Source organism: Alishewanella sp. HL-SH05, from assembly GCF_052655985.1.
Genome location: NZ_CP199753.1, coordinates 3,603,880 through 3,621,559, shown reverse-complemented (window position 1 = coordinate 3,621,559; position 17,680 = coordinate 3,603,880). Strand labels below are relative to the sequence as shown.

General features: G+C 45.7%; 18 protein-coding genes. 6 read left to right on the top strand and 12 right to left on the bottom strand.

Going from position 1 to position 17,680, the window contains the following annotated elements:
• Nucleotides 1–36: 36 nt before the first annotated feature.
• The gene (gene mdh / locus ACUJFL_RS16565) at nt 37–975 is read left to right on the top strand and encodes a malate dehydrogenase (RefSeq protein WP_226751987.1); all 939 of its coding nucleotides are present in this window, start codon (nt 37–39) and stop codon (nt 973–975) included.
• 69 nt (nt 976–1,044) lie between these two features.
• On the opposite strand, the gene ispB is transcribed toward mdh, so the two are convergent.
• The gene (gene ispB / locus ACUJFL_RS16560) at nt 1,045–2,016 is read right to left on the bottom strand and encodes an octaprenyl diphosphate synthase (protein WP_226751988.1); all 972 of its coding nucleotides are present in this window, start codon (nt 2,014–2,016) and stop codon (nt 1,045–1,047) included.
• 467 nt (nt 2,017–2,483) lie between these two features.
• On the opposite strand from ispB, the gene rplU reads away from it, so the two are divergent.
• The 4 genes from rplU (at nt 2,484) to folA (ending at nt 4,855) form a co-directional block, all read left to right on the top strand.
• Nucleotides 2,484–2,792 (top strand): 50S ribosomal protein L21, encoded by a 309-nt coding sequence (gene rplU, locus ACUJFL_RS16555; protein ID WP_226751989.1) that lies wholly within the window; start codon nt 2,484–2,486, stop codon nt 2,790–2,792.
• Between the two features lie 15 nt (nt 2,793–2,807).
• A complete protein-coding gene (gene rpmA / locus ACUJFL_RS16550; RefSeq protein ID WP_226751990.1) occupies nt 2,808–3,065 on the top strand; it encodes a 50S ribosomal protein L27 in 258 nt (85 codons plus the stop codon).
• A 134-nt stretch (nt 3,066–3,199) separates the two neighbouring features.
• Nucleotides 3,200–4,357 (top strand): Obg family GTPase CgtA, encoded by a 1,158-nt coding sequence (cgtA, locus tag ACUJFL_RS16545; RefSeq protein WP_226751991.1) that lies wholly within the window; start codon nt 3,200–3,202, stop codon nt 4,355–4,357.
• Nucleotides 4,358–4,366: 9 nt separating this feature from the next.
• On the top strand, nt 4,367–4,855 hold the full coding sequence (gene folA, locus ACUJFL_RS16540) for a type 3 dihydrofolate reductase (protein ID WP_445428050.1): 489 nt from the start codon (nt 4,367–4,369) through the stop codon (nt 4,853–4,855).
• 67 nt (nt 4,856–4,922) lie between these two features.
• Here folA and ACUJFL_RS16535 read toward each other — a convergent pair whose 3' ends face one another.
• From ACUJFL_RS16535 to ACUJFL_RS16505, 7 genes are all read right to left on the bottom strand, one after another.
• A complete protein-coding gene (locus ACUJFL_RS16535) occupies nt 4,923–6,932 on the bottom strand; it encodes a methyl-accepting chemotaxis protein (RefSeq protein WP_445428049.1) in 2,010 nt (669 codons plus the stop codon).
• Nucleotides 6,933–7,007: 75 nt separating this feature from the next.
• Nucleotides 7,008–7,808 carry a symmetrical bis(5'-nucleosyl)-tetraphosphatase gene (locus ACUJFL_RS16530; protein WP_306177875.1) on the bottom strand — a complete coding sequence of 267 codons (801 nt, stop codon included), beginning with the start codon at nt 7,806–7,808 and terminating at the stop codon, nt 7,008–7,010.
• On the bottom strand, nt 7,808–8,185 hold the full coding sequence (gene apaG / locus ACUJFL_RS16525; protein WP_445425531.1) for a Co2+/Mg2+ efflux protein ApaG: 378 nt from the start codon (nt 8,183–8,185) through the stop codon (nt 7,808–7,810). Before apaG ends, ACUJFL_RS16530 begins: the two co-directional genes overlap by 1 nt.
• On the bottom strand, nt 8,175–8,993 hold the full coding sequence (gene rsmA / locus ACUJFL_RS16520; protein WP_445428048.1) for a 16S rRNA (adenine(1518)-N(6)/adenine(1519)-N(6))-dimethyltransferase RsmA: 819 nt from the start codon (nt 8,991–8,993) through the stop codon (nt 8,175–8,177). Before rsmA ends, apaG begins: the two co-directional genes overlap by 11 nt.
• Nucleotides 8,990–9,979, bottom strand: a complete 990-nt coding sequence (gene pdxA, locus ACUJFL_RS16515) for a 4-hydroxythreonine-4-phosphate dehydrogenase PdxA (protein ID WP_445425530.1) — start codon at nt 9,977–9,979, stop codon at nt 8,990–8,992. The genes rsmA and pdxA overlap by 4 nt, the downstream gene beginning before the upstream one ends.
• Entirely contained in the window at nt 9,979–11,268 is a 1,290-nt protein-coding gene (gene surA, locus ACUJFL_RS16510) for a peptidylprolyl isomerase SurA (RefSeq protein ID WP_445425529.1), read from the bottom strand. The genes pdxA and surA overlap by 1 nt, the downstream gene beginning before the upstream one ends.
• A gap of 13 nt (nt 11,269–11,281) precedes the next feature.
• Complete coding sequence (locus ACUJFL_RS16505) at nt 11,282–13,546, bottom strand: LPS-assembly protein LptD (RefSeq protein ID WP_445428047.1); 2,265 nt, start codon at nt 13,544–13,546, stop codon at nt 11,282–11,284.
• 163 nt (nt 13,547–13,709) lie between these two features.
• On the opposite strand from ACUJFL_RS16505, the gene djlA reads away from it, so the two are divergent.
• Complete coding sequence (gene djlA / locus ACUJFL_RS16500) at nt 13,710–14,513, top strand: co-chaperone DjlA (protein WP_445428046.1); 804 nt, start codon at nt 13,710–13,712, stop codon at nt 14,511–14,513.
• Here the strand turns inward: djlA and ACUJFL_RS16495 are convergent.
• The 4 genes from ACUJFL_RS16495 to ACUJFL_RS16480 all read right to left on the bottom strand — a co-directional run bounded on the left by ACUJFL_RS16495 (nt 14,500) and on the right by ACUJFL_RS16480 (nt 17,680).
• The gene (locus tag ACUJFL_RS16495; protein ID WP_445428045.1) at nt 14,500–15,249 is read right to left on the bottom strand and encodes a DUF3530 family protein; all 750 of its coding nucleotides are present in this window, start codon (nt 15,247–15,249) and stop codon (nt 14,500–14,502) included. The genes djlA and ACUJFL_RS16495 overlap by 14 nt on opposite strands.
• Before the next feature lie 32 nt (nt 15,250–15,281).
• A complete protein-coding gene (locus tag ACUJFL_RS16490) occupies nt 15,282–15,602 on the bottom strand; it encodes a hypothetical protein (protein ID WP_306177870.1) in 321 nt (106 codons plus the stop codon).
• 193 nt (nt 15,603–15,795) lie between these two features.
• The gene (locus ACUJFL_RS16485) at nt 15,796–16,869 is read right to left on the bottom strand and encodes an OmpA family protein (protein ID WP_445428044.1); all 1,074 of its coding nucleotides are present in this window, start codon (nt 16,867–16,869) and stop codon (nt 15,796–15,798) included.
• A 160-nt stretch (nt 16,870–17,029) separates the two neighbouring features.
• Nucleotides 17,030–17,680, bottom strand: coding sequence for an RluA family pseudouridine synthase (locus ACUJFL_RS16480; protein WP_445425524.1), 651 nt, complete (start codon nt 17,678–17,680; stop codon nt 17,030–17,032).

Genomic DNA, 17,680 nt, shown 5'->3' with positions numbered 1-17,680 from the left:
GCGCGGTTATTCTGAACTGTATAATTGGAGAGAATCATGAAAGTTGCCGTATTAGGTGCTGCCGGTGGTATTGGCCAGGCACTGTCGTTGTTACTGAAGTTAGATTTACCTGCCGGCACAGACTTAGCCTTGTATGATCTGGCTCCTGTTACTCCAGGTGTTGCGGTTGATCTGAGCCACATTCCTACAGCAGTAAACGTAACGGGTTATGGTAAAGAAGATCTGAACACGGCATTAGCCGGTGCCGACATCGTGATGATCCCTGCGGGCATGCCACGTAAGCCGGGTATGGATCGTTCTGATCTGTTCAACATCAATGCTGGGGTAGTGAAAACATTAGCTGAAGCTATCGTTGAGCAGTGCCCTAAAGCGTTAGTCGGCATTATTACTAACCCAGTGAACACCACTGTGGCCATTGCGGCAGAAGTGTTCAAGAAAGCCGGTACTTATGATGCACGTCGCTTATTCGGTGTAACTACACTGGACGTGATCCGCGCTGAAACCTTTGTTGCAGCCTTAAAAGGTAAAAATCCAACTGAAATCACTGTGCCAGTAATCGGTGGCCACAGCGGTACAACAATCCTGCCTTTACTGTCTCAAGTTTCTGGCGTGAGCTTTAGCGATGATGAAGTGGCAGCCTTAACAACGCGTATCCAAAATGCGGGTACCGAAGTTGTTGAAGCAAAAGCCGGTGGCGGATCAGCAACCCTATCAATGGGTCAGGCCGCTGCGCGTTTCTGTATTTCTTTAGTAAAAGGTTTACAGGGCGAAACAGTAAATGAATATGCTTACGTTGAAGGTGCGGGTGAACATGCACGTTTCTTCGCTCAGCCATTAGTGTTGGGTAAAAACGGCGTTGAGCAATTACTGCCAATAGGTCAATTAAGTGCTTTTGAAGAAAAAGCCATGAACGATATGTTGGGAACGTTAAAAGCAGACATCGCTTTAGGCGAAGAGTTTGTCAACAAAAACTAAGTTTAACTCAGTTTAAAAAAAGGCGCTTAAAGCGCCTTTTTTATTGCAATAAGTGGCCCGGATAAAGCCTTAATGGCTGCGTGACACCGCAATGTCTGCCAAGGCAACTAAAGCCTGCTTAAAAGGCGAAGGTGCTAACTCGGCTAAAGCCTGTTGCGCTTTTAATGCTTCTTGCTGCGCCAGCTGCCGGGTGTAATCAAAAGCGCCCGTTTCGTGCAGCGCGGCCATAATCTCTGGCAAATGCTGCATACCATTGCGCTCGGTAATCGCATCGCTAATCAATTGTTGTTGTATGGCTGAGCCATGACGCATCGCATGAATTAATGGCAGCGTGGGTTTACCTTCGGCCAGATCATCACCAATATTTTTGCCCAGTTCAGCGGCATCGGCTTGGTAATCTAATACATCATCAATTAACTGAAAGGCAGTGCCTAGGTGCATGCCATAAGCTTTCATGGCTTGTTCAACCGAGTCGGGCTGTGCAGCGATGATGGCGGCAAGTTGGGTAGCGGCCTCAAATAATTTTGCTGTTTTGCAGTAGATAACTTGTAAATAGTTTTCTTCAGTAGTGGTAGGGTCGTTGATGTTCATCAACTGTAATACTTCACCCTCTGCAATGATATTGGTGGCATTCGCTAATACTTGCATTACACGCATATTGTTCAGCTCAACCATCATTTGAAAAGAGCGGCTGTATAGAAAGTCGCCGACTAACACGCTAGCTTGATTGCCAAACAACGCATTAGCGGTTTCTTTGCCACGGCGCATAGTAGACTCATCGACGACGTCGTCATGTAGCAAAGTGGAGGTATGAATAAACTCTACAATAGCGGCAATGCTCAGATGTTGTGTTCCTTGATAGCCCAAGGCTCTGGCGGCCAGTACCGCCAGTAACGGCCGCAAACGTTTGCCGCCACTATTTACAATGTAGATACCCAGTTGATTAATCAGCGCTACATCAGAGCTAAGCTGAGAAAAAATATGCTGATTGACCGCGGCCATATCGTCTGCGGAGAGTTGCTGTATTTCGTCGAGCGTCATCTGCTTCTAACTGCTAAAGTAATGAATGCTGGTGATTCTACACTATTCAAACTGTGGGCTAAAATGAAATCTGGTTCCTTTTCGGTGATAGTACGGATCCCCTTTTCTGATAAATGATTGGCTTGCCAGTAAACTGCACTAATATTAAGCTTTTAAATATCGTTTTAGCGGTGCGCAAAAGCGTGTAACGATATTCAGGATTGATCTTTCGGGGTGGTATTTGGGCGGCCAATGCGCTGTTGCAGCAGCTGAAAATATTGTCTTTCTTCCAGCATTGCAGCGCCTAGCCCTAAACGCCTTGAAGTTGGCTGAAGAGGCCTTGCTGCGTTAGAATGCCCACAGCCAGATCTTTTTAATAATTGTGCTTGCGGCACTGGGGGAAATTGCGTACAATTCGCGCCCTGTGAATTGAATTAACACGCCCCTTAAATTTAAAAAGCGTTGGCGTGCTTTGTACGGAGTTAACTATGTACGCGGTTTTCCAAAGTGGTGGCAAACAGCACCGTGTGACGGAAGGTCAAACTCTTCGTCTAGAGAAACTAGACTTAGAAACCGGCGCAAAAATCGAATTTATCCCACTGATGATCGCTAATGGCGAAGAAATCAGTATCGGCGCCCCTTTAGTTGAAGGTGGTAAAGTAGTAGCGGAAGTGGTCAACCATGGCCGTGGCGATAAGATCAAGATCGTCAAGTTCCGTCGTCGTAAGCATTCACGTAAACAGATGGGCCATCGTCAATGGTTCACTGAAGTGAAAATCACCAGCATCAGCGCGTAACAGGAGTATCGACACATGGCAAGTAAGAAAGGTGTAGGTAGCACTCGTAACGGTCGCGATTCAGAAGCTAAACGCTTAGGTGTTAAGCGCTTTGGTGGTGAATCAGTTTTATCTGGTAGCATCATTGTTCGTCAGCGTGGCACTAAATTCCACCCAGGCAGCAACGTTGGTATCGGTAAAGACCACACTTTATTCGCTTTAACTGAAGGTAAAGTGAAGTTTGAAGTGAAAGGCGAGCACAATCGTAGATATGTAAGCATCGTCAGCGAGTAAGCTGGATGGTTACAAGAAAACCCCGCCTAGAGCGGGGTTTTTTATTATAAATTTTCTCCACTGTCTGACATGCGTTATACTGAGCAACAGTAAAACTAAGTCAAACCAGATCACAGTTAATCAGGACGCACCTCATGAAGTTTGTTGATGAAGCGATAATCCGTGTTGAAGCCGGCGACGGCGGTAACGGTATTATCAGTTTTTTACGGGAAAAGTTTATTTCCAAAGGCGGCCCAAATGGCGGTGACGGCGGTGATGGTGGTGATGTTTACCTACTAGCTGATGAAAACCTTAACACCTTGGTAGACTACCAATTTGAAAAGTTTCACGAAGCTGAACGCGGTGAAAACGGCGGGAGTGTTAACTGTACCGGTAAACGGGGTGCCGACTTAGTATTAAGAGTGCCTGTTGGAACACGCGCTGTGGATGCCGATACGGAAGAAGTGATTGGCGATTTAACGGCTAACGGTAAAAAGCTGATGGTTGCTAAAGGCGGTTGGCATGGTTTAGGTAACGCACGTTTTGCTAGTAGCACAAACCGCACGCCACGTAAAAAAACCAATGGTACGCCAGGTGAAATCCGTAATTTACGCTTAGAATTATTACTGTTAGCTGATGTGGGATTGTTAGGCTTACCTAATGCGGGCAAATCAACGTTAATCCGCGCCGTGTCAGCAGCTAAACCGAAAGTGGCTGATTATCCTTTTACCACCCTCGTGCCTAATTTAGGCGTAGTACGGGTTGAATCTCATCGTTCTTTTGTGATTGCCGATATTCCAGGTTTAATTGCCGGTGCTGCAGAAGGTGCGGGTTTGGGGATCCAATTCTTAAAGCATTTAGAACGTTGTCGCTTGTTATTACATGTGGTCGATGTGTTGCCTGCTGACGGTTCCGATCCGGCCGAGAATGCTAAAACCATCATTGAAGAATTACATAAATACAGTACAAAATTAGCGGCGAAGCCTCGCTGGTTAGTATTTAATAAACTGGATTTAGTATTAGAAGAAGAGTTAGATGAAATCATCGCTGAGGTCACTAAAGCCATTGATTGGCAAGGCCCTGTCTTTAAGATTTCAGCCGCGTCGCGTGAAAACACTGCGCGTTTATCGAAAGATATCTTAAGTTACATCGAAGAATTACCAGCCGAAGAAGTCGCTGATCCTATTGCTGATCCTGTTACCTTTAAGTGGGATGATTACCACGAAGAAGCGGCAGCATTGGAAGATGACTTGGATGACGATGATGATTTCGACGATGATGATTATGATGTTGAAGTTATTTATCAACGCTGAGTTAGCCTTATGCAAATAGCTATGATCGCTGCGATGGCGTCCAATCGCGTAATCGGTTTGAATAATCAGATGCCTTGGCATTTGCCGGCCGATTTAAAGCATTTTAAAGCCATGACTTCGGGTAAGCCGGTGTTGATGGGGCGCAAAACCTTTGAATCAATTGGCCGGCCTTTACCGGGCCGGCGCAATATCGTGATAAGTCGTCAGGCCGCCCCAACCGACTGCGCAGTGGAATGGGTGAACAGCGTTGAGCAAGCTTTAGCCTTAGTGGCTGATGTGCCAGAAGTGATGATCATTGGTGGTGCTGACATTTACCGCCAGTGTTTACCTTTAGCGCAGCGCTTATATTTGACTGAAATTGCCTTAGAAACACCAGGCGATGCTTTCTTCCCAGATTATCAAGCGGTAGGGCCTTGGCAGATCACGAGTGAGGATGTTGTGCCACAAAGTGATAGCAACCCCTTAGCTCATCGTTTTATCACCTTAGAGCGCTGCTAATAAAGGCATAGACAGAAAAAAGGCCAGCTAACAAGCTGGCCTTTTTTATTGACATGGGTTTGCGCGGTTAGACTTTGAATTGATCGACCGAGCGACGTAATTCTTCGGCTAGGCTGGCCACCTCATGGCTGGAAGCAGATGTTTGATCAGCACCGGTTGAGGTTTCTTCTGCCAGCGCCACAATGGCTTCTAATATTCCGCTGATTTCAATGGCTACCTGATGCTGCTCTTTGGCCGCATTGGATATTTGTTCACTCATATCGTGTGCCAAATGCACCGCATGTGTAATGCTATCGAGAGCTGATGTGGCGACTTCTGTTTTTGCGACACAGCTTTCTGCTTGTTTCTTCCCTTTATTCATCGCTTCTACTGCGGCTTGTGCACCGCTTTGTAGCGCTTGGATCATGTTTTGAATTTCTTGGGTAGAAGCCTGTGTTTTACTGGCTAAGGAGCGAACCTCATCGGCAACTACCGCAAAGCCGCGGCCTTGTTCACCGGCTCGAGCGGCTTCAATGGCGGCATTCAGGGCTAATAAATTAGTTTGTTCGGCAATGCCTCGGATCACATCTAAAATGCTACCGATAGCGGCACTGTCTTTATGCACTTTGTTAATCACCTCAGAAGCGTGATCGACTTCTTTCGATAACTGCACAATGATAGCTTTATTTTCTAATGAAATGCCTTTTACACGTGCGGCTTCGTTATCCGCATTTTTAATCTCGGCCAGAGCATCGTTCGAGCTTTGCAGCACGCCTTGCGCCGTACTGCTCATTTCCGTGGTGGCCGAAGCGGCTTGCGTGACTTGTGACTTTTGCTCGCGTATGGCTTCGGTGGTTTGCAAGGTAATGGTTGAGGTTTGTTCTGATGCTGCCGCTAGCTGCGTTGAGCGAGAAATAATCCCTTGGATCAAGCTTTGTAAGCTGAGGTTAACCTGATTAATACTTTTTGACAGTTCGCCAAATTCGTCCTGAGCGTGCTGCGGTAATTGTTGGGTTAGATCGCCTGCCGCCATTACGCTGAGCATGGCATTAATTTTTTGCAGCGGATTAACAATGGCGCTAATAGTCCTAAACGCAATAAAAATGGCGATAACAATAGAGCCAAACATCACCATAAAGATGGTAGTGATAGCATTTTGTACGCTGCTGCTACTTTGTTGTTGAATTTGCTCTGCGGCGGCAGTGCTTAGAGTTAATAAGGCAGTTAAACGGCTAATGGCATCTTGCGTATCAGAATCGGCTTTCTCGAGCAGTTGGCGGGCATTTAGTTTGCCAGTTAACAAGCGGGTTTTGTTAGCAGGGATACCTTGTTGTTCATTTAAACCGGCCGATAGTTCCAGCATCTTAGTGGCTAATTCCGCGGGCATTGATACGCTGGCGGCTTGTTGCAACATGATATCAAGTTGCTTTTGTAAGTCAGCTAAGCGAAAGCCAATTTCATTACTAATGGTGGCGGCAGTGCTGCTGTCATTGGTGCGGTTTAAATCAACCACGGTATTTAATAAGCTATTTATGCCGGTTTCCATTTGTGTCGCTGCGGTGTAAGCCTGCGGGAAGCTACTGCGGACATTACTGATATCGGTAAAATCTAACAATAACGACGCCATATCATCTGCAGTCATTTCCAGATCGCTCATTTGCTGTTCAATCTGACTTTGCAGGCTGATATTATTCGCTAATTGTTGAAATAGCTGCTTTGAGATAGGTAAGAAACTGTCAAAAGCGGCGGTAACTTGCTGTGCAGCCGCCAGTAATGTCGGTTGCTGCTGTACGGTTTTATTTAACGCTGCAGCGGCGTTGTTGTAGGTTTGCAGTTGGCTATCAAATTGTTGTTGTAACAAAGACAATTGCGCACTGTCGTTGACATGAAAAGCCTGCACGCCAATTTTGCTCATTAAAACAAACTGACTTTTCATCATGGCACTGTTTTCGAGGGCGGGGATCGAGATGGTGTTAACTTCGGCGGTCGCGTTACTCACGCTGTTTAAGCGTATATAAGCAGTAAAACCAATAATCACCAATAGCACCGTAATGATGCTAAAGCCCCCAATTACGCGAGACTTAACGGTTAACTTCATGACAACTCCAATTTAAGCATATTAACTGCTATGTCACGGCTAGCAGAGGATCCATCGTGTAGCCGTTACTTGTTATTATTTATTATCGACACTATACCTTTGTCGTGTTTCAACGCAATAGGCAGTTAATTGATTGCCCCAAACACAGCCGGTATCGAGTGCATGAATGTGTTTAATAGGGCTATAACCTTCTAACGCAGCCCAGTGGCCAAAGCAAATATCCATTTGTGCATGGTCTTGCCATAGCTCAAACCAAGGTTTGAGTTTTGATTGTTTATTTAAGCCCGATTTGGTGAGCAGTTCTAATGCGCCATCCGCTTGGCAAAACCGCATACGGGTGCAAGCATTGATAGTAAAACGCCAACGATCTTCCTGGGTAACAACATCACGCCAACGGCTCGGTGTATTGCCATACATGGTAGATAACAACAGTGTAGGTTGATGCTGTAACAGCGCACTGATCTCGGCGCTAGCACTCAAGGCGGTGCTGATATCCCATTCGGGTGCTAAGCCGGCATGCACCATCAGTAATTGGCGCTCAGTACACACTTGGATCAGCGGTTGTTGGCAAAGCCAGTGTATTAATTCCGGTAGATGTGCCGCTTGCTGTAAGGCGGTCAGTTGATCAGCGGCTTTAACCTTACTAAATCCATAATAGCTGGCGATAAAATTGAGGTCATGGTTGCCTAAAACAACGCGTGCTTTCGCACCTAAACCACGAACAAAATCAAGGCAAGCTAAAGAGTCGGGGCCTCGGGCAATCAGATCGCCACAGAACCACAATTCGTCATGTTCGGCTTGATAGTGAATATGTGCCAGCAAGCGCTGAAGCGGTTCAAAGCAACCCTGCAAATCGCCTATAACGTAGGTGGCCATCAGTTCAAAATATGTGGCTGCGCCAATCTGAATAAGGGGATGGGGGTTCGAAATGATTGCTGTTTTTGGTCAATCATTTCATAGTAACCCTGCATGGTGCCCACGGGGGTTTCTAATACCGCGCCACTGGTGTAACTGTAGGTTTCACCCGGCGCTAATTGTGGCTGCACTCCGATGACACCTTCGCCAGAAACTTCGGTTTGTTTGCCATTGCCATCAGTAATTTGCCAATAGCGGCTTAACAGTTGTACCTGTTGTTCGCTTTGGTTAGTGATATTGACACAATAGGCAAAAACATAACGCTGCTCAGCCGGATCAGACTGAGCGCCTAAATAAAAACTATCCACGGATACGGTAACGTCTTGCTCAAGGCTCATTAGCACTTTCCTGCTCTGCAAGCCACTGGGCAACTTTAACAAATTCTGCAACGGAGAGTTGCTCCGGTCGTAGTGATGGATCAATTCCCAGCGCGGTTAATTGCTCAGCAGTGGCAAAATTACTAAAACAATTTCGTAAGGTTTTGCGGCGTTGATTAAACGCTTCTAGGCATACACGGTTCAATACTGCAGGATCCACTTTAGCACGATCGGCAATGTTAAACGGGATTAAGCGCACAACGGCTGAATCCACCTTCGGTGCAGGTTTAAAGGCACCGGGGCCCACTTGCACCACAGGAATGGCCTGACAGTAATACTGGGTCATTACACTGAGACGACCAAAGGCTTTACTGCCATGCCCCGCAGTCATTCGATCAACGACTTCTTTTTGAAGCATAAAGTGCATGGTATCGATCTGGTCGGCAAATTCAAATAAATGAAATAATAGCGGGGTAGAAATATTGTACGGTAAATTACCAAATACTTTAAGTTTCTGACCCGGTTGCACCAGTTGGCTAAAATCAAACTTCATGGCGTCGGCTTGATAAATGGTTAATTTATCAGCCATGTCAGGATGTTGGCGTAAACGTTCCGCAAGATCGCGATCAAGCTCAACCACGGTTAGCTTACCGGCTTCAGCAACGACTGGCTCAGTTAAGGCACCTAGTCCCGGGCCTATTTCAACTAAAACATCCGTCGTTTTTGGGGCAATAGCTTTAACAATTCGGCCAATTACATGGGGATCGTGTAAGAAGTTTTGGCCAAAGCGTTTTCGGGCACGGTGGCCCTGATGTACATTATCTGTCATGGATTCGTGGTTCGTTGAGCCAATTGAATGGCTTGGGTCACGGCATGAAACAGGCTGCCAGGGTCGGCTTTGCCCGTTGCTGCCAAATCTAGAGCGGTACCATGATCAACGGATGTTCGAATCAAAGGTAAGCCTAGGCTAATATTAACTGAACGGCCAAAACCTTTGTATTTCAATACCGGGAGGCCCTGATCATGATACATCGCGAGTACAGCATCTGCTTCGTTCAGGTATTTGGGTTGAAATAAGGTGTCAGCAGGTAAGGGCCCAATTAAGTGCATACCTTGTGCGCGGAGTTCTTCTAAAGCTGGCGTGATCACTTCGATTTCTTCGCGACCTAAATGGCCATCTTCGCCGGCATGCGGGTTTAAACCGCAAACATAGATGCGGGGTTCGGCAATACCGAACTTTTGCTGCAAATCTTCATGCAAGATGCTGATCACTTTGTGTAAACGCTCGCGAGTAATCGCTTTAGCAACATAAGCCAGCGGAATATGCGTCGTGGCGAGTGCAACGCGTAAACCTTCAGTGGCAAGCATCATCACGACATAAGGCGTGTTTGATTGCTGTGCAAAAAACTCCGTATGGCCACTAAAAGGAATGCCGGCGCGGTTGATGATGCCTTTATGGACAGGGCCAGTGACGATGGCAGCCGCTTCTGCGGATAACACCATATCACCGGCAGCACGCAATGTATCAATGACATAACTGCCATTAGCGGCATTTAACTTACCAGGGATCACGGGTTCAGCTAGCGCAAACTCAGCAATGGTTAAAGTGCCGGCGCGTTGCGGTTGAGGTGCGGCACTGGCTTGATAAGGTAAAAGTTGCAGTGGTAAGCCTAAGCTCGCTGCACGTTCTTGCATTAGCTCGGCATTAGCACAAACAACCAGTTCAACTGGCCAGTCTTGGCGCGTTAACGCCAAGACCAAATCAGGACCAATGCCGGCCGGTTCGCCCGGGGTAATTGCGATACGCAGTGTCATTAATCTTCTGCCAATACTTCGATATACGCATCATCACGCAGTTCGCGTAGGAAACTGGCTGACTCTTCGTTAAAACGGCGATTAAAAATCATCCGATAAACTTGATTACGTTTTTTATCGGCAGTGGCATCTACGGTGCGACGATCTAGTAATTGCACAATGTGCCAGCCATGTTCGGTACGGAAAGGCTCGCTCAGTTCATCAGGTTGTAGACGATTTAAGGTGTCACGAAATGCCGGAACATAAACATCTGTTTCACTCCAACCGAGGTTACCACCGTTTAGTTTTGAACCTGGATCTTCGGAATATTGTTTCGCTAATTCCGCAAAATCCGCATCACCTGCACGAAGTTTTGTGGCCATGTCTAAAAGCATCGTTCTAGCACGTTCTTCGCTAACGATAATGGATGGTTTAATCAAAATATGCCGTGAATTAACTTCAGTAAGTTCTGCCACGTTTTCACCACGAATATCAAAAATCGTTAAAATGTGAAAACCTGCGCCAGAGCGAAGTGGGCCAATTAAATCGCCTTTTTTACGCCCACGAATACTTTCGGAAAACAAAGTGGGCATTTCGTTGATGTTCATCCAATCTAATTGACCACCCTCAAGGGCATTGGCACCACTGGATGAAGCGATAGCGATGCGACGGAAGTCACTGCCATCACGTAATAATTTTAGTACTTGATCTGCACGCTCGCGTGATTCGGTAATTTGTTCGGTAGTCGCTTGGCTAGGAATGGCGATCAGGATATGACCTAATTGGTATTGTTCGCTAATCGCACCTTGCTCTTCCATCAGTTTCACTAGGTTATCGACTTCTTGCTGGCTGATGTAGATGCGACGTTGCACATTGCCGCGCAACACTTCGTTCGTCATAATTTCTTCGCGCACTTTTTCGCGGAAGCGCTCGTAGTTGCCTTCTTCATTGATAACTTGCTGACGGAATTGCTCCATCGTTAAATTCTCACCTTGAGCGATATTACGAATAGTATCATCCAGTTGGGCATCGCTAATTTGTAAACCCATACGCTGTGCCATTTGTAATTGTAAATTGGTCATGATCAAGCGCTCAGTGGCCTGAGTGCGTAAGGCTAAATCTGATGGAAGTGTTTGACCTTGTGCTTCAGCGTTGCGTTTAACTCGTTGTACTATTTCATCAACATCACTTTTTAAGATCACGCCGCTGTCCACAATCGCTGCAACTCGGTCGATTTCGCGTTCTGCTGCTGTTAGGGAAACGCTGGCAAAACCAAGCAAAACCACACAGATAATTTGCTGTAACTTCATAAATTCCTACATTCTAATTTGTTAGTAAATATGGACGTCGATAACTGAAGATGCCATTTGACAACATGTCAGCTACGCCAAAACCGGCTTTATCACCAAATCCTTTAAAGACAAACTGCACACTGAAACCACTATCCAGTTCGGCAAATTGGTTAACATTATCCACGGCGGTGTCAAAATCTGCCTGTACCTGTCTGCGAGCGACAAAACGCACTGCCCAACAACAGGATTCATATTGCAGTCCTATATTGGCGTCTATCATACGATGATTCGTCACATCACGGTAGTAACTGGCGATCAGTTGCCAGTTTTTATCTATTGGAAAGGCACCAATAACACCTAATTGTTGAATTTCCACTCCTGAGACTGCGCGGCTGTAGCGATGGTTCAATTGGAATAACGTATTCTCACTGCCACGGTAATCTAAGCTGGCTGAACTCTTGATCAGTTTGTTTTGTTCAATGTCATATTGCAGTGCGCTGCTGACATACCAACGACGATACCAATTCCAGATCATTTCAGAGGCGAGCATTGATTCTGTGGATGGCAAATCTTGAGTAATGGTATTTGCTGTGATTTCAGGATCTTTTAAGAAAAAAATCTGGCCAAGGCTAAAACGGAATAATTCATTTTCGGTATTGTCGTAAAAGCGTGTCGTAGCACCAAGGGTAATTTGATTCGCTTCATTGATACGATCTAAGCCCGAGAAACGGTTTTGTCTAAATAAGCCGTAATAATCATCTTGTAAGCGCGTGGTATCGTAGAGGCCAATATTGCTTTGATCACGATAAGGAATATACAAATACTGTATTTGCGGTTCAAAGGTTTGTAATGCCGGCTCGCCAAACCAATCGTATTCCCGTTCCATATTGACTTTGGCATGCAAGCGAACCTTGGGTAAAGTCCGAGTAATCTCGGCTTGTTCTTCATTGAGCGCGCTTAAGCTATCTTGTTGATAGTAAGTATAAAGCAAGCTTGTTTCAGCCGTGAATTCAATTGCCGATGTGATGATAGGAATTCGAAGCGTTGGCTGAATGTGTAGTCGATCCGCGGTGTTATAAAAGGCTTGGTCATTTCTGAAATGCGCATATTGGCTAAACCAACTGGCTTCAAGCCAGTTACCTAAAGCGATAGGCGCCGCTGAAGCCACACTTAGTTGCGGGATCGCTTTATAGGCTTGGTTATAATTGCCAAGAATCTCAAAGCCTTGCATTTTTAAATGCGAATGAACTTGTTCACCGTAATAACTCAGGCTGGCTTCACGATATAATTGAGTATCACTCTGGTTTGTGTAGTCTGAGCCTAATTCTGTTAGATAAGCGCTATCGCTAACATCGGTAAAGTCGATATAGCCTCGCCATTTATCACCAAAATCGGAGCGATTCGTCAAATGTGTTAAGTAACGCGCGCCGAAATCATTGGTTTTTTCATCATCGCTATCCATGTATTCTAATTGCAATAAGCCACTGTGTTCGGCTGTTAAATACCGCAGTTGCGACTTTAACTGAGTACCACGATTACTCATAAAACGCGGTGTAAGCGTCAGATCGTAGTTTTCGGCCAGGTTGAGGTAATAAGGTACTTCTATGTCTATACCGGTGCTTTGTGAACTGCCGACTTTCGGTACTAATAAACCTGACTTACGTTGTTCATTTACTGGGAAAGTTAAATAAGGGATATAAAAAATAGGGATGTCTTTAATTTTAAACACGGCATTACGCGCTTCACCCCAGCCTGAGTCTGCTGCGATGCTAATTTCTTCTGCGTGTAAACCCCAGCTGTCATCTTGTTCTGGGCAAGTTGTGAACACGGCTTGGCGTAATACTAACGCCTCGTTCGAAGCCACCATGGCCGAAGCTTCACCGCGACCAGCATTTTCAACAAATTGATAACGCGCATCACCCAGTGTAACGCGGTTTTGGCTAATGTCTGCTTCAAAAAATTGGCTACTCACCGACAGTGCTGGATTAAAATACTCAATACCGCCATCGGCGCGTAGTTTTTGGGCGCGGGTATCATAACGTGCTTTAGGTGCTTGTAATAAGGTATCGCGGTGCAGTATTTGTACTTTACCTGAAAATTCAGCGCTTTGATTTTCTTGTAAGTCTACGTTGTCTGAGAAAATGCGGATTCTACTGTCTTGTTCATTTAAATCTTTTAAGATATCAGGCAGTTGAACGGGTTGCTGGCAAGTTTGGCTAGCAAGCGGCGCAGCATTAACCTGCAGAGGTGCCATCGCTACCCAGAGTAATCCTGCTAAACTTAAACCTTGTTTCATGCCTTTCTACTCATTGCTTACTGCGTCGCACCAGCCGACCTTGGGTGGGTTATGATAAATCAATTTTAGAATTCCTGCTAATCCGATATAGTGCCTATGTTAATCGTGTTATGCCAGACCATTGGCTGGCTCAGGGCTCATTGCAGTTTTCGGGGTATGTTACGTGTGGGGAAAAATTCTTGGTGCCTTATTTGGTATCGCTTTATTTAAGCTACCTGGCCTGTTGTTGGGTGTGATAGTAGGGCATCTTATTGATCAGATGTTTCAACGCAAATTAGCGAATTGGGAAGGGCTGCAAAGCGTTTTTGGGCAAGACGATGAACAAGCCTTATTTATGTACAGTAGTTTTGCTGCAATGGGGCATCTTGCGAAAGCGACGGGTGTGGTAACCAAAGCACATATCTCAGAAGCCACCCACTTTATGCAACAGTTGGGTTTAAATGCTCAGCAGCAAAAAGAAGCACAAGCGGCATTTAGAGATGGCAAGGCGGTTAATTTTCCGTTTCGCGCGCAAATTACGGAGTTTTACCAACGCTATAAACGGCGGCCGGACGTTTTACAATTATTCCTAGAAATTCAATTAAGTATTGCCTGTGTTGATGGCCGCATCAGCGCTGAGCAGCATCAGCTTTTAATTCAAGTTGCCGAGTGTTTGCATATTTCGCGCAGCACTTTAGCGCAATTGCTGTTGGCTTATCAGGCGCAGTCACGGTTTAAACAGGGGCAAGCCCCCGGCAAAGAACAAGGGCCCTCTTTACTTGCGGCCTATCAAATGCTGGGCTGCACACCAGAGATTGCTGACAAAGAGCTGAAGCGTGCTTACCGTAAATTGATGTCGCAACATCATCCAGACAAATTAATGGCACAGGGAGTGCCAGCGGCGATGTTAGAGGTAGCCAAAAGACGTACGCAAGATATTCAAGCGGCGTATGAGCAAATCAAGCAGGCCCGAGCTAAAAACCCGTAGAGTGTAACCAGCCGATAATTTCATTGACTTGCCAGTGTTGCAGGCTTTGTTGATGAAAACCGTCGTTTAAATGACGTTGTCGATATAAAGCATTGCCACGCTGTTGCCCTAATTCTGCCCTTGCTGTGGCCGAGGCAAGTGCTTGTGGATGGTCATGCGCCGTTAATAAATCGAGTACCGGTACGTTATTCAATACGTTTTGTGCAAAGCTACTCTGTTGCTCGGTTGCTGATAAATAGGCCCCTAAATTCACTAGCGCGGCCGGTGGCATATTTAAACTATCTGTCAGCAGTAAATTCATTACCGCTGCGATTTCCCCTTGTGCAATAACAATCACTGGTGGCTTTAACCGCGCTTGCTGCGCTAACAATTGCCAGCGTTGGCTAAGTTGGTTTTTTTGTAATGTTAATTGCTGCGCAGAGTTGGTCGCCGTTACTGGATCTGGTTGCGGCAACACCCAGAGATCCCAGCCACGGTCAGGTAAAGATAAGCGAAGTTGATTAAGTAACGAAGGACTAAAGGCATGCTGATGGGCATCCGGTAGCAACACGATACTACCTCGTGTTAAACGAGCGGCACTGGGGGTATGCAATGCCATGAAGGTGGCACTCGCAGCATCAAATTGTTGTAGGTTAACCTGAGGGAATTGGCGTTGAATATCTTGCCAGTGAGGTTCTGCTTGGCTGCTGGTCGCGGCAAAAAGCATAACAGCTAATGCGAACCCTTTATTTTGCATCTATGTTACCGCCATTAAAAAACTCAAATTGATTACTCTATAGCGGCTTGTGTTCCCATATCTTGAGCGGGAAGGTGTTGTGCCAGTAAATCTTCGGCAAAAGCAAACAGCACTTTGTTGTTATGTCTAAATTTTATGTAATTGCCTTTATGCTCGAGTAAGGCAACCACAGTTGAAGGTTGGATGATAAAACAAAATTTTGTGGCTTTAAATTCGACCAACGCTTTGGCCATTTCTCTAAGATGATCGTTTGCTGCAAGACGTTGTGTTTCTTGCTCGTCATTACAGACATGTGCTGAATGCTGTAATTGAATCATTTCAACATCATCCGCAATGGCGTTAATGCTAAACATGCATAGACCGCATGTAATGAGAAGAAAAACAAACTTAGCCATGATAGGAGGAGTCCAGTAATTGACATTATGTACTAAAAATTAGCAGTGATTGTAAATTACGGCAATAGAAAATAATAGTAGAGTAGCGAAAGCCAATAAAAATAAAGCCGCTAGCATAGCGGCTTTATTTAATATTAGTACTTAAATACTATTAGCGAAGTACTGGCTCTTTAATCTTAGCCGTTACTTTTGCTTCAATACGTTGGTTGGCAGCGTGTGCTGCGCGGGTATTACCCTCAACGCGAAGCTGAGTGACACCGAAACCTTTAGAGGTAATACGGCTGCTGTTGATGCCTTGCGCTGTTAATAAATCAGCGATGGCTTTAGCACGACGCTCAGATAAACGCATGTTGTAAGCGGCATTACCGATGTTAGACGCGTGACCTTCGATGAACACAACCGCTTCAGGGAAGCGTTTCATAAAGGCGGCTAACTGGTTAACTTCTGTTTGGCCGTCAGCAGATACTGCTGCAGAGTCAAACGCGAAACGAACTTCGATATCGACATCGCCTACACGGTCCATTTTCTCAGTGTAGATAGTACAGCCTTGAGCATCTACTTTGTGAGCCGCTGGTGTGTTAGGGCACTTGTCTTGACTATCAACTACGCCATCACGGTCAGAATCAACAGGCATTGGTGCTGGCGCTGGGGCCGGAGCTGGGGCCGGAGTAGGAGCAGCAGTTGCTTCAGCACCGAAAACCCACGTTGCACCTGCTTTTAAAGACGCATCATTCCAATCGCCGTTGTTAATACCACGGAAACGATTACCTTCAACAAATAAGGCTACCGCTGGGCTAACAAAATAACGATAACCAACACCAATGTTTACTGCGTCAAAGGCGATGTCATTTTCAAAATGTTTCCAGCCACCCACTAAATACAGATTAGTGTTAGCCAGATGATACATTGCATCTAAACCAAAACGGTCACCCGTTACGCGAGAATCTTGAGTTAATGAATTGAAGCTCTGACGAGCATATTCAAAGCGCACACCCCAAGTTTCGTTGACACGGTAACCAATGTCAGCACCTACACCCCAAGCATCATCAGTGTTGCTCCAGGTAGCTGATTGCGCTTTACGCGAATCATTCCAGTAGCCTTCACCAAATAGTGAGCCAAAAACCTTTTTTTCTAGATCTTGAGCTGTTGGTGCATCGGCAATAGCCTGAGCGCCAAACAGCGGAATAGCCGCAAGAACTGCTACAGCGATTGCTTTAAGTTTCATCCGTTTCTCCTTCGATTCATCCAATTAAGCAAACTTTTTATAGTTTACCATATTGTTTTGTCAGTATTATTGATTTTTGCAAAAAATAAAGTTTATTTTTAAGACAATACAATAATAGTGCAGTTAAATGAATGTTGCGTTAATAGCCGATTCTTTTTACTTAAAAAGGGCAAATTGCTGAAAAAATCATCTTTTTTGCCGTTGTTGGATGGCTAAGCCTTAAATGACAGGCATGCAGTTGCAGCCGATCTGCAGCATGCACTGCCTCTCCGGCGTAAAATTTATCGCCTAAGATGGGATGACCAATAAATTGTAAGTGCACGCGTAGTTGATGAGAGCGTCCGGTGACAGGAGTTAATTCCACGCGGCTTTGGTAATTGGCACGGCTAAGCACGCGATAGTGCGTTAAAGAAGGCTTACCATGTTGATAACACACCTTTTGCATCGGTCTATTTGGCCAATCACAAATCAATGGCAAATCAATACTGCCACTGCTCGCCTTAACTAAACCGGAGACTCTCGCTTCATAACTTTTCTCAGTTTCGCGCTGTTGAAATTGCCGGTTTAGCTCACGTTGCGCTTCTTTGTGCATTGCCATAATAAACACCCCTGAGGTGGCCATATCTAAGCGATGCACAATGCTGGCATTGGGCCAAACGCGTTGCACTCGGTATTGCATGCTATCAAAGTGTGCAGGATCTTTACCCGGCACCGACAATAAGCCACTGGGCTTGTTTAGCACCACGATATCGTTGTCTTGATACAAAATATCGAGATAAGGCCATGTCGGTGGGGTATAAGTTAACAGCAT